We start from the raw sequence: 12,051 nt of genomic DNA, 5'->3' as shown, positions 1-12,051 counted from the left end.
ATCTGGTGAAAATTATAACATTTCAACCATATATCTTATTTTACTGAGTTGTTCTTTATAATATTTTTGTTTTATTCAAAATTTATAAATGAATTCTATTTCATTATATTTTAACTTAAAAAGTTTAACTTAAATGGAATTGACAATCATTTTCGATTAAAATAGGTTTCCACTCAGAAATACAATTAATTCATATATCAATATTGATGGTGAGCTATGAGAAAGATAATAAATTTTTTTACTAGAAAAAAAGAACACGACAACAGCGTTGCGAGTATGACTGTTCATCAATTTGCAGAGTCATTGGGAAATGCAATTGATGCCAAAGATCATTACACCTGTTCACATTCGGAAGAAGTGGCCGTTGTTGCTCAGGCTTTGGGTGTGCAGTTAAAAATGAACGACCGGGAATGTGAATTGCTGCATATTGCAGGACATTTGCACGATATCGGTAAAATAGGGCTTCCTGATTCGATTCTAAAGAAAGAAGGTCGGTTGACTGATGCAGAATATGAACTTGTCAAACAGCATCCAGCTATTGGTGCGGATATTGTAAAACCTGTTGCTTCCGTTTCCGGTTTGGATCGTATTACAGGGATTATCCTCCATCATCATGAACGATATGATGGCGGTGGATACCCGCAAGGACTTGCAGGTGATCAAATCCCTTTTGGCGCAAGAGTTATTGCTGTTGCCGATACCCTTTCAGCAATGGCGAGTAACCGCCCATACCGTGAGGCAATTGAATTTGAAAAGATTGTGGAAGAGATAAAATCTTGTTCCAGAAGTCAGTTCGACCCTGTGGTGGTAAACGCTTTCTTAAACATTTCTGATGAGATTAAACTATATTTTACTCAGGGCAATTCAATTATTCAGGACAATTACGAAGCATATGGAGATCGTATTCCAGAGCAGGCGGTTTTGGTTCATCAATGATGAGAATCTTTGTGGCTGTTCATTCTTTTTTCAAGTTCACGCACTGCGATGGAACAGGGAAAAGTTAAAATAAAATACATAACAATGACCAATGTCCAGATTTCGAAAGTTCGGTATGTTGCGGACATTAACTCCTGTCCGGCAAAGGTTAGTTCCTGAATGGAAATAACTGAAACAATGGATGAATCTTTAATTGTAGAAATAAACTGACCAGCCAGCGGCGGCAGTGAGCGGGAAAAAGCTTGCGGCAGGATGATGTGGATAAGTTGATTGCGTCTGTTGAATCCCAGTGCAGCTGAAGCTTCCCATTGTTCATTGTCAATTGATTCAATTCCTGCCCTGACAATTTCAGTTATGTATGCACCTTCAAAAAGAGCCATGGTCAGTACTCCAGAAAGGAAAGCCGGGAGTTGTTCCACAGGGCCGAATAATGTTGTGAGTATTGGCGAACTGTTGTCATCAAGAGAGTATGAAAGTTCGGTAATTCCGGTTACCTGCATAATCTGGTCACCGAGAAAAAAGTAAAAAATGAAGATTAGTACCAGTGGTGGAATATTGCGAACCAAGCCCACATAGCTGCTGGAGATCATGCGTAATAGAGGGCGTGGGCTTAACCGCCACATACCCATGACTGTTCCGGCCAGCAGCCCCAGCAGGATAGACCATAATGAAAGGCGCAGGGTGACAAGTAATCCCTGAGTGAGCAGTCCGGCTCTCCAATTCCCTGATCCGCTGTCAAAACGTGCGATGTAGCCGGGAATGACGGACCAATCCCAATTGTAATTGAGTTCTTGAGCCAGATGGTGGAAAAGCAAAATAACTCCTCCCATGATGCATGCCAGCAGCAAAACATCACGGGGGGAGATTTTTTTTTGTGAATCAAACATAATTAGAAACTATTCAACCTGTGATTTCCATTGATTGGTTTTAAACCAGTAATTGTAGCGCGCTTCGAGCCAGCCCTCGGAATTACAAACCCTGATCCAGTTGTTGAGAAAGTTCAGGAAATCCGGATCTCCTTTACGTACAGCAAAGCCGATAGGTTCCTGAGTAAAGTCAGACTTCAGGGGAAGGTAAAGTTTGCCGGGGTATTTTTCAACAAGTGTTTCCGGTAAGGGATGGGAGGCAACAAGACATGCTGCATTGCCATTGAGTAATTCCTGAATAGAGGCAGCTTCATCATTAAATTTAACGATTGTTGCCTTTGGCAGGAAGTTCTTTGCCGCCTTTTCAGCTGTGGTGCCAAGGCGTACAGAAACACGAATTTTAGGGTTATTAAAATCTTCTAAAGCCGCAAGACGTGCGGCCCCGCCGGTCTTTGCGTTGTTATAGTCTGCACGGGTTAATTTACCGGTTGCCACGTTTTTATTGGCCACAATAGACATGCCGCTGAATTCATAAGGATCAGAAAAATTGACCTTGAGGTTCCGTTCCGGGGTTATGCCCATTCCGCCAATGATTATATCGAATTTCCCGGTCAGCAGTGCCGGAATGATCCCATCCCATTTGGTGGGGATGAACCTTATTTTCACACCCATAGCGGATGCAAGCCTCTTGGCAACATCAATTTCAAAGCCGATAAATTCCCCATTTTTGCCTTTCATGGCCCATGGTTTGAAAGTGGAAAAACCAACTCTGAGTGCTTTACGTTTGAGGACTTTTTCAAGGGTGCTGTCTTTTGAAAGTTCTTGTCGTGTGTCATTTGCCATGCCTACCGATGCAAGACTCATGATCAGGATAGCAGTTACAATGCTTACGCAGACAGTTCTCAACAGGTTCATCATTACCTCCGATGGTTAATATACGCTTTTAATTTTTCGAGGGATGGCGTTGTCGCTCTCGAGCAAAAAAGCGTTATTAAAATATTGGTCATTTTTATTATAATCTATAGTAAAAAAAATCGGAAGTGATTAATAAAAAAGGACAAAACTGTCGTTCTAAAAAATAATTATATGCGATTTAAAGGTGTAGACAAGATCCTCTCATGACATTTTTGACGTGAGAGGATCTTGTTTGGTGAATCAAGTAGGGGGCTGATTATTCTACCTGCGATTTCCAGTCTTCGGTTTTAAACCAGTAATTGTAGCGCGCTTCAAGCCAGCCCTCGGAGTTGCAGACCCTGATCCAGTTGTTGAGAAAGTTCAGGAAATCCGGATCTCCCTTACGTACAGCAAAACCGATAGGTTCGCTGGTAAAGTCGGCTTGCAAAGGAAGGTAAAGCTTGCCGGGATATTTTTTCACAAGTGTTTCGGGCAGGGGATTGGAAGCTACGAGGCAGGCCGCCTTGCCGTTGAGAAGTTCCTGAATGGAAGCAGCTTCGTCATTGAATTTTAAGAGTTTTGCCTTGGGCAGAAAATTTTTCGCTGCTTTTTCCGCGGTGGTTCCAAGACGAACGGAAACACGGGTGTCAGCATTATTAAAATCAGCCAGCGCGGATTTGTCCGCAGCCACGTCTTTGTTGGCTACAATGGACATGCCGCTGAATTCGTAAGGATCAGAAAAATTGACCTTGAGATTACGTTTGGGTGTGATACCCATGCCGCCGATTATGATATCGAATTTACCGGTGAGCAGGGCAGGGATGATGCCGTCCCATTTGGTGGGGATGAAGCGGATTTTCACTCCCATGTCAGAAGCAAGTCTTTTGGCCACATCAATTTCAAAACCGATGAATTCGCCGTTCTTGCCTTTCATTGCCCACGGTTTGAAGGTCGAGAATCCAACTCTGAGAGTCTGACGTTTAAGGACTTTTTCAAGAGCACTGTCTTGCGAAAGATTTTGTCTGGCATCTCCGGCCCAGACTGCGGAAGAAAGTCCCATGATCAAAATCGCGGTAGTGATACCGACGGTGATTGTTCTCCATAAGGTCATTTTTTTCTCCAGTTTGTTTGTAGGTTACCATTCGCTCTTGAATCTACGGGCGGCAGTATCCAGTACCCACGAAAGCAAAAGCGTAATGGAAAGGTATATGGCTGCAACAACAAACCAAATTTCAAAAGTTAGGAATGTTTCAGAAATAATGGACTGCCCCTGCATGGTCAGGTCGTAAATGGCGACAGTGCTGACCAAAGCAGAATCCTTAACCAGTGCAATGGCCTGCCCAGCAAGAGGAGGAGCTATGCGGGGCACAGCCTGCGGCAGGACTACATTCAGGTAGGCGAATTTTTTATCTCCCCCTAGGCTGTAGGCCGCTTCCCACTGGCCTCTATCTATGGAAGTTATCCCGGCTCTGAATATTTCAGATGCGTAAGCACCTTCAAAAAGACTAAGGGCAATAACTGATGCCCAGAATCCGTTAATCCCAATTATGGGAGCAACAACAAAATAAATGAAAAAGAGCTGGATGAGCAGCGGGGTGTTACGGATTATTTCCAGATAGATGCGGGATAATCCTTTAGCTGTAAATGAATTGGACAAGCGCATAATGGCCGTACCCAAGCCGATTACAAAGGTCAGGATAAAGCTTAAACCCGTAATTTTAAGGGTAACAGCCAATCCTTCCAGCAAAGGTCCTGCAACGAGTTTACCTTCATTGAAGCTGAATATAAATCCTGGAATCCGAAACCACTGCCAATTATAACCAAGAGATTCTGTTCCTTTATAAAGAAGGTAGCAAAAACCAAGAAGGATTAAACAGAAGAGCAGGGAATCAAAAAGGTAAGTTTTTTTATTATCGGCCTTTAGTTGTTGGCCGTCAGAAGCAAACATTAATACTAAGTACTATGAAATAGAACACAAATCCAGAAGGTTAATTAATTGATCAGGTCAATGACAATTTGGATGAAATGCTGGTACTTTTTTATTGATATTCATTGCTGGTTAAATGAATAAGGTTTCTTTTGATATTATTTTGTGTATAAATATGACTTGGTTTTCCTGCTTTCAAAATTCTGTATGAAGCCTTTTTTAGTTGTCCTTTAAATAGTGGAGGAGAAATGAATAGGGAGATAGTCAGATTTGTACAAAAAAGATTGAACGAAGAAGGCTTTAGCCTTGTTTGTGACGGTATTGCTGGACCAAAGACTATGGGAGCTTTGCGAAGTTTGACGGAAATTGAGAATCATTGGACAAGGCGCGAATGTCTTTCCGGATATCTGCAATTGCTGATGGGCAGAATTTTCGGTCCTGTGATTATCAATGGTCGTTGGACTGATGAAACTGATGCTATGTACCGTAAGCTTAGATTTCATTTTTCTTCAAGAGAGGGAACTGTTTATCAGCAAATGAATTGGCCTTCACAAAGTGAAAAAGAACTTTTTAAATTTTATGGTAAAGTCGGACAGAATCAAGTTCGTCTGCACCTCCCGTATCCGCACATCCTTTCTTGGAAACCAGAGAAAGTCATTAATTCATTTTTTTGTCATGAAAAAGTTCATGACAGCCTTGAGCGGGTGTTGCATAGGGTGTTTGAACATTACGGATATGATCGCATACAAGAATTAAATCTGGATAAATGGGGTGGGTGTTTGGATGTCCGTAAAATAAGAAAAGGTACGCGTTACTCAACGCATAGCTGGGGTATTGCGGTTGATTACGATCCAGCCCGCAACCAGCAAACTTGGGGACGCGATAAAGCCATATTTGCACAGCCGGAATATGACAAATGGTGGGAAATATGGATAGATGAAGGCTGGAACAGTTTAGGCTTGAAAAAGAATTATGATTGGATGCACATACAGGCCGCTGTGATATAAATAAAATCCCTCTCAACCCAACGGGTCGAGAGGGATTTATGCTTTCAGATGAGAATATTTTCTACATCATTCCAGCTACTTTGTTCATCAAACGGACGAGCTGATTAGTGAAGCTTGCTTCATTGTCGTACCAGATGATGAGCTTGAGCATTTTGCCGTCCATAACTTCGGTCAGCGGACCGTCAACAACACCGCCGTGGGTGTCGCCAAGATAGTCAGTGGAGACAAGGGGTTTTTCAGTATAGCCCATGTGCTCATTGGCAGCTTTGGCGAGCACTGCGTTAACCTCTTCCTTGGTGGTTTTGCGTCCGAGGTCGCAAGTAAGGTCCACAAGGGAGACGTTGGGTGTGGGAACGCGGATGGACATGCCGTCCAGTTTGCCTGCCAGTTCAGGAATAACCATAGTTACGGCCTTGGCCGCGCCAGTGGTGGTGGGAACCATATTCACCGCACAAGCCCGTGCTCTGCGGATGTCTTTATGGGAACCATCCAGAACTCTCTGGCTCATGGTATAGGCATGAACAGTGGTCATCAGCCCGCGTTCAAGGCCGAACTCATCGTTGATGACTTTGGCAACAGGCGCAAGACAGTTGGTGGTGCAGGATGCTCCGGAAATGATATTGTGTTCCGGTGTAAGGTCACCATCATTCACACCCATGACGATTGTTGTATCTGAATCAATGCCGGGTGAGCTGAGAACAACTTTTTTCGCACCGCAGGCCATGTGTTTTTCACAGCTGGCACGGTCACGGAATTTTCCTGTGGTTTCAACAACCATGTCGCAGCCGAGGTCTTTCCAGAGCCACTCGCCGGGAGCGCATCTGGTAACCTTGATCTGCTTGCCGTTGATGGTAAAGCCGTCATCATTAGCTTCTACATCAGCATGGAAGGTTCCATGTACGGAATCGTGCTTGAAAAGAAGAGCGAGGTCTTCATTAGATGCACGAGCGTTTACAGCGACAAGATCGAAATCCTTACTGTCGTGAATCAGGCGGACGAGGTAGCGCCCGATTCTGCCAAACCCATTAATACCAACTTTTACAGCCATTGCTTGTTTTCTCCTTATTCTGTCTCAGAAAGCCCGAAACCCGGAGAGCTCCTTTAGCTGATCCGGTTAAATTCAAGATTTCCGGGGCTGAACACGTCTGAACCGCGATTTTCCCTGATTGCGGTGTGTTTGCCCTGAGACATTCTTCCCTTTGGCATCTATCAAAGATGCGGGTCCCTGGTTTATTTAATACAGGCCGTTAATTCCCTAAAAAACGGCCTGTAAAAATTCATATCTATATGGTGTTGGAGCAACCCAGCACATTGATAATTTTGTGGCGAACCATTTCCTTAACAGCCTTGCGGGATTCACCCAGATAGCCCCTCGGGTCGAATACAGTGGGGTTCTCAGCCATGAATTTGCGGATAACCGCGGTCATTGCAAGACGGATATCAGTGTCGATGTTGATTTTGCAGACGGCCTTAGAAGCTGCTTTGCGCAGGAGATCTTCGGGAACGCCTTTTGCGCCGCCAATATCCGCACCGAATTCATTAGCCATGGCTACGAACTCGGGAACAACACTGGATGCACCGTGCAGTACGATGGGATAGTTAGGCATCAAAGAGCTGATTTTATCGAGGCGGTCAAAATCGAGTTTTGCTTCACCGGTAAATTTGTATGCGCCGTGACTGGTGCCGATGGCGATAGCAAGGGAGTCGCAACCTGTGCGCTCTACGAATTCCACTGCTTCGTCAGGGTCGGTGTAGATGGTTTTTTCGGAAACAACATCTTCTTCAACCCCGGCAAGGCGACCGAGTTCAGCTTCTACCCAAACTCCTTTGTCGTGAGCGTATTTAACTACTTTTTGGGTTTCAGCAATGTTTTCTTCAAAAGGAAGATGTGAACCGTCGATCATGACAGATGTGAAACCGCCATCGATTACTTCCTTGCAGATTTCAAAGTTCGCGCCATGGTCGAGATGAAGCACTACCGGAAGGTCTGTCTCCAGCAGGGCAGCTTCCATCAATTTTGTGATGTAGCCCAGTCCGGCATATTTTTTAGCTCCGGCGGAAACCTGAAGGATAAGGGGAGCGTTCTCCTCGCTTCCCGCTTCCATGATTCCCTGAATGATCTCCATGTTGTTCACATTGAACGCGCCAATGGCATAGCCGCCGGCATAGGCTCCCTCGAACATTTCCTTGGGCGAAACTAGTGGCATGTAATCCTCCTTAATGGATAACAATACTTAAATGATGACGCGGCAGTTTTTCTGAAATTATTACCGGGCAGACAAAATTATTTTGCCTGCCTTACTTCCCTTATTCAGTTGCAGTTGCCGCAAATTGGTTCCAAATATTCTTTATATATCCTATCATGAAACAAAATGTCCACATACTCTTTAAAAAGAACATGAACTATGCACCGAAGCTTTGCTCCAGTGTCACAATTGCTTCACGGTCAGTAAAATCGAAATGCAACGGAGTCATGGTGATATGCCCTTTTGTCAATAGATCCCGGTCTGTACCGGAACTTATTTTTTCTTTGGGCATCACCCCGTCAAGCCAGTAATATTTATGTCCGCGCGGGTCTTCACGTGTTTCATACCAGTCCTGCCATGAGACACGAGTATGGCGACAGATTTTCAGTCCCCCGGCATCCTTGACCGGGACAGCCGGGAAATTCAGATTGACCACGGTCTTGTCACCAAGGCTCTCCCAAGGGATTTTTTTGAGCAGCTCTGCGCAGTAGTCTCCCTGATCTGTCAATTCTTCCGGTTTAAAACTGTCATACGAAACCGCCATTGCCGGGTAGCCCATGAGCGCGCCCTCAGTTGCAGCGGAGACCGTTCCCGAGTATAGAATATCAACGCCTACATTGGCTCCGCTGTTAATCCCGGAGACCACGATGTCAGGTTTTGTTTCCAGCAGGGTGGTCAGTCCGAGCTTGACGCAGTCGACCGGAGTCCCGTAAACACCCAACCCGGTAAAGCCGTCTTCTTCAAATTTCTTGACTCGAAGGGGTGAAGAGAGCGATACGGCGTGTCCCACTGCGGATTGTTCCGCTACAGGGGCGACCACCTGAACATTCATCCCGGCTCTTTTCAGGCCGTGATAAAGTGCGCGCAGGCCGATAGCCTGAATGCCGTCGTCGTTGGTCAGAAGTATATTCATCAACTTTCTCCGGTGGACATTTCAAAAATAATTGGACAGTCTTCTTGTAGGTTGACTATGAATACAAATTCCGGGCAGTTATATAAAACGCCGTTGATAAGGGTAAAAAAAATCGTTGCCTGTTGGCGAGGTATCAAAGCAATTCAGGAATAGCAAGAAGTGTCACAAAAATATACATATATTAAAGATCTTATAAACGGAGAGAGAGCTAAGGATGTCTTCCTTATCGGCGATGCTCAACTGCGTGAATCCCGAAACGGTCCGTTCTGGAATCTGCGTTTGCAGGATAATTCCGGCGCTGTTGAAGCAAAGATCTGGAGTCCTTTAAGTCAATCTTTTCAGTCTCTTGAGGCGGGCATGTTTGTTGTTGCCGGGGGACTGGTCGGGGCGTACCGGGATAAACCGCAACTCACTGTGGAATTTCTCAATATCATTGACCCTGAAGTCGCCGGACTGGATATCACAGACTTTCTTCCTTCCAGTGTAGAAAAGCCCGAAGATATGATGCAGGATTTGGATTACCTTATTGCCGAGCATATGGTTCATATTCCATGGAAAAAATTCTGTCGCCGGGTACTCAAGGATGAAACTATACATAGCAAGCTATTAACTGCCACCGGGGCCAAGACTGTCCACCATGCATATGTGGGCGGTTTGCTGGAGCATACATTGGCTGTTGTCAGGCTGTGTATGTCCATCTGCGATAACTACCCGGAAGTGGATAGGCAGGTCGTACTTGCTGCTGCAATTTTTCATGATCTCGGCAAGGCATGGGAGCTTTCCGGCGGCTTGACCAATGACTATACTGATGAAGGGCGTTTGCTTGGTCATATCCACATCGGTGTGGAAGTTCTGGAGCCGTTTTTACAGAAGGCAAAAGATCTTGATCCAAAGTTAAAGCTTCACTTGAAGCATTTAATCCTTTCGCATCACGGGGAGTATGAATACGGCGCACCCAAACGTCCGAAGACCCCGGAAGCGTTTATTCTACATTTTGCTGATAATATTGACGCTAAAATGAATACAATTTTCGCGGAATTAGGTAAATTGGAAGGCTCAGACAGTAACTGGACTCCGTATCAGCGGTTTCTGGAGAGATATTTATACAAGGCGGAAAAATCACCTGATAACCCGTCAAGCAAGTGTGAACTCAAAAAATCGGAGGCTCAATGTTCATTACCTTTGAAGGCATAGAAGGGACCGGTAAAACGACCCAGATCAAGAAACTTACAACATTTCTTGAAGAATCCGGCCACGATGTTGAAGTTACTCTTGAGCCGGGAGGCAGCCGCATTGGGAGGGAACTGCGCAAGATTCTGCTCAACATGGATAGCACCGATATTACAGGCGAATGTGAGCTTTTTCTTTATCTTGCTGACCGTGCCCAACACGTAGGACAGGTGATTAAGCCTGCTGTTGATGCCGGAAAGATTATCATTTCTGACCGTTTTGCTGACTCTACCATAGTTTATCAGGGCTATGGACGCGGTCTTGATCCCAAGCTTCTGCGCGAACTTAATGATGTTGCGGTTTCCGGGAACTGGCCTGACCTGACTGTCCTGCTTGATATTGAACCGGAGATTGGCCTGAAGCGAGCCATGACTCGCAATTTGCAGGAAAATAAGATGCAGGAAGAAGGGCGTTTTGAAGCTGAGTCTCTTGATTTTCACGGTCGGGTACGCGAAGGATATCTGACTTGGGCCGCACTTAATAATGAACGAATAGTTGTTATTAATGCAGATCAGACTCCTGATGAAATATTTGCTGAAATTAAGGAAAAAGTTGTTGAAAGGATAAAAGGGAATTTCGTTACTAACGGTTAACGTTTGATTTTATAAGTTTTTTTGTATGGCGCAGCTCTTCTGGAGTTGCGCCTTTTTATTGTGTGTTACGATTTTGAAATATGTAAGAAATGCAAGTTTATTATTTCAAGGTTAAAGCTTTTGCAATTGAAGGTAACGAAGTAAGTGATGATTGTTGTTTAGAGCATATGAATTGAAAAATGATGATACTTAGTGCAATTTTTATCTATGATCTACCGAAATATGCATCAAAAACAATAATCTTCTATTTGGGGTTGACGCTGTCATAGTAAAATGATTTAAGAGTAATTAGAATTTTCAATACATTAGCGTTCGCATGAGAGGCAGTATCAAGGTGAGACTTGTATTGATAAAGCGAACCTGATGGATAAAATTATTATGCATTGCGGTTTTTTTGGGCGGGAACGTTTCCGGCCTTGGATCGAAGCCCGCAATGTCAGGGGGTAAGCCCCACTGATCTTTAATTAGAGGATGGAGGTTTTTATGAAATTCTCTGTGGGACTCGGAAAGGATGGAGCGGAAGAACGCCTTGAGCAGAATGGCGTCTCCCGCCGCGATTTCATGAAGTTCTGCGCAACAACCGCCGCCGTAATGGGTATGGGACCTGCTTTTGCGCCGACCGTAGCGGAAGCCCTGACTCAGAAAAAGCGTCCTTCTGTTGTTTATCTGCATGCAGCTGAATGCACAGGCTGCTCAGAAGCTGTTCTTCGTACTGTTTCTCCTTACATTGATGCTCTTATTCTCGACACCATTTCCCTCGACTACCATGAAACTATCATGGCTGCCGCAGGTCATGCCGCTGAAGAAGCACTGCACGAAGCAGTAAGCTCTCCTGAAGGCTATATCTGTGTTGTTGAAGGAGCCATTCCCACCATCGAAGATGGAGCATGGGGTAAAGTAGGTGGTAAGACCATGCTTGAAATCGTTGAGGAAATTGTTCCCAACGCAAAAGCTACCATCTGTATCGGTACCTGTTCCTGTTATGGCGGTGTGCAGGCTGCTGCGCCCAACCCTTCCAAAGCCAAAGGCGTTTCCGATGCTCTCGGCGGCGTGACTACCGTAAACCTGCCCGGTTGCCCGACCAACCCATTCAACTTCGTTGGTACCGTTGTTCATTATTTGACCAAGGGTATTCCCGAGCTTGACGATATCGGTCGTCCGTCTCTCTTTTACGGTGAGTCCGTGCATGACAACTGCCCGAGACTTAAGCATTTTGATAATGATGAATTTGCAACTTCCTTTTCATCCGAAGAAGCCAAGAAAGGCTACTGCCTGTACGAGCTTGGATGTAAGGGACCGGACACCTATAATAACTGTCCGAAAGTCAAGTTTAATCAGACCAACTGGCCTGTTGAGGCTGGTCACCCCTGCATCGGTTGCAGTGAGCCCGATTTCTGGGATGAAATGAGCCCGTTCTACGAGCAGGGTTAGTACTGTCA

The 12,051-nt window shown here is 45.0% G+C and carries 12 protein-coding genes; 5 read left to right on the top strand and 7 right to left on the bottom strand.

The features are described from left to right. Window positions 1–216 precede the first annotated feature (216 nt). Window positions 217–936: an HD-GYP domain-containing protein gene (locus D0S45_00195; GenBank protein ID TIH19799.1), complete on the top strand. Its 720-nt coding sequence runs from the start codon at window positions 217–219 to the stop codon at window positions 934–936. Here the strand turns inward: D0S45_00195 and D0S45_00190 are convergent. The 4 genes from D0S45_00190 to D0S45_00175 form a co-directional block, all read right to left on the bottom strand. Further along, entirely contained in the window at window positions 930–1,823 is an 894-nt protein-coding gene (locus D0S45_00190) for an amino acid ABC transporter permease (GenBank protein TIH19798.1), read from the bottom strand. The genes D0S45_00195 and D0S45_00190 overlap by 7 nt on opposite strands. 9 nt (window positions 1,824–1,832) lie before the next feature. Then, the gene (locus D0S45_00185) at window positions 1,833–2,717 is read right to left on the bottom strand and encodes an amino acid ABC transporter substrate-binding protein (protein TIH19797.1); all 885 of its coding nucleotides are present in this window, start codon (window positions 2,715–2,717) and stop codon (window positions 1,833–1,835) included. Between the two features lie 256 nt (window positions 2,718–2,973). Beyond that, window positions 2,974–3,807: an amino acid ABC transporter substrate-binding protein gene (locus D0S45_00180; GenBank protein ID TIH19796.1), complete on the bottom strand. Its 834-nt coding sequence runs from the start codon at window positions 3,805–3,807 to the stop codon at window positions 2,974–2,976. Window positions 3,808–3,831: 24 nt separating this feature from the next. After that, complete coding sequence (locus D0S45_00175) at window positions 3,832–4,644, bottom strand: amino acid ABC transporter permease (GenBank protein ID TIH19795.1); 813 nt, start codon at window positions 4,642–4,644, stop codon at window positions 3,832–3,834. Between the two features lie 227 nt (window positions 4,645–4,871). Here D0S45_00175 and D0S45_00170 point away from each other — a divergent pair, with 227 nt between their 5' ends. Then, window positions 4,872–5,630: a M15 family peptidase gene (locus tag D0S45_00170; GenBank protein ID TIH19794.1), complete on the top strand. Its 759-nt coding sequence runs from the start codon at window positions 4,872–4,874 to the stop codon at window positions 5,628–5,630. Window positions 5,631–5,691: 61 nt separating this feature from the next. Here D0S45_00170 and gap read toward each other — a convergent pair whose 3' ends face one another. From gap to surE, 3 genes are all read right to left on the bottom strand, one after another. Continuing rightward, a complete protein-coding gene (gap, locus tag D0S45_00165; protein TIH19793.1) occupies window positions 5,692–6,678 on the bottom strand; it encodes a type I glyceraldehyde-3-phosphate dehydrogenase in 987 nt (328 codons plus the stop codon). 235 nt (window positions 6,679–6,913) lie between these two features. Then, window positions 6,914–7,837: a class II fructose-1,6-bisphosphate aldolase gene (fba, locus tag D0S45_00160; protein TIH19792.1), complete on the bottom strand. Its 924-nt coding sequence runs from the start codon at window positions 7,835–7,837 to the stop codon at window positions 6,914–6,916. Window positions 7,838–8,033: 196 nt separating this feature from the next. Continuing rightward, on the bottom strand, window positions 8,034–8,789 hold the full coding sequence (gene surE, locus D0S45_00155) for a 5'/3'-nucleotidase SurE (protein ID TIH19791.1): 756 nt from the start codon (window positions 8,787–8,789) through the stop codon (window positions 8,034–8,036). A 159-nt stretch (window positions 8,790–8,948) separates the two neighbouring features. Here surE and D0S45_00150 point away from each other — a divergent pair, with 159 nt between their 5' ends. The 3 genes from D0S45_00150 (at window position 8,949) to D0S45_00140 (ending at window position 12,043) form a co-directional block, all read left to right on the top strand. Next, window positions 8,949–9,983: an HD domain-containing protein gene (locus D0S45_00150; GenBank protein TIH19790.1), complete on the top strand. Its 1,035-nt coding sequence runs from the start codon at window positions 8,949–8,951 to the stop codon at window positions 9,981–9,983. Further along, window positions 9,959–10,612, top strand: coding sequence for a dTMP kinase (locus tag D0S45_00145; protein ID TIH19789.1), 654 nt, complete (start codon window positions 9,959–9,961; stop codon window positions 10,610–10,612). Before D0S45_00150 ends, D0S45_00145 begins: the two co-directional genes overlap by 25 nt. A gap of 483 nt (window positions 10,613–11,095) precedes the next feature. After that, window positions 11,096–12,043: a twin-arginine translocation signal domain-containing protein gene (locus tag D0S45_00140; GenBank protein TIH19788.1), complete on the top strand. Its 948-nt coding sequence runs from the start codon at window positions 11,096–11,098 to the stop codon at window positions 12,041–12,043. Window positions 12,044–12,051 lie beyond the last annotated feature (8 nt).

It is taken from the genome of Marinifilum sp. JC120, from assembly GCA_004923195.1.
Taxonomy (GTDB): domain Bacteria; phylum Desulfobacterota; class Desulfovibrionia; order Desulfovibrionales; family Desulfovibrionaceae; genus Maridesulfovibrio.
The sequence above is the reverse complement of the archived record's forward strand: the minus strand, read 5'-3'. Positions and strand labels throughout refer to the sequence as shown.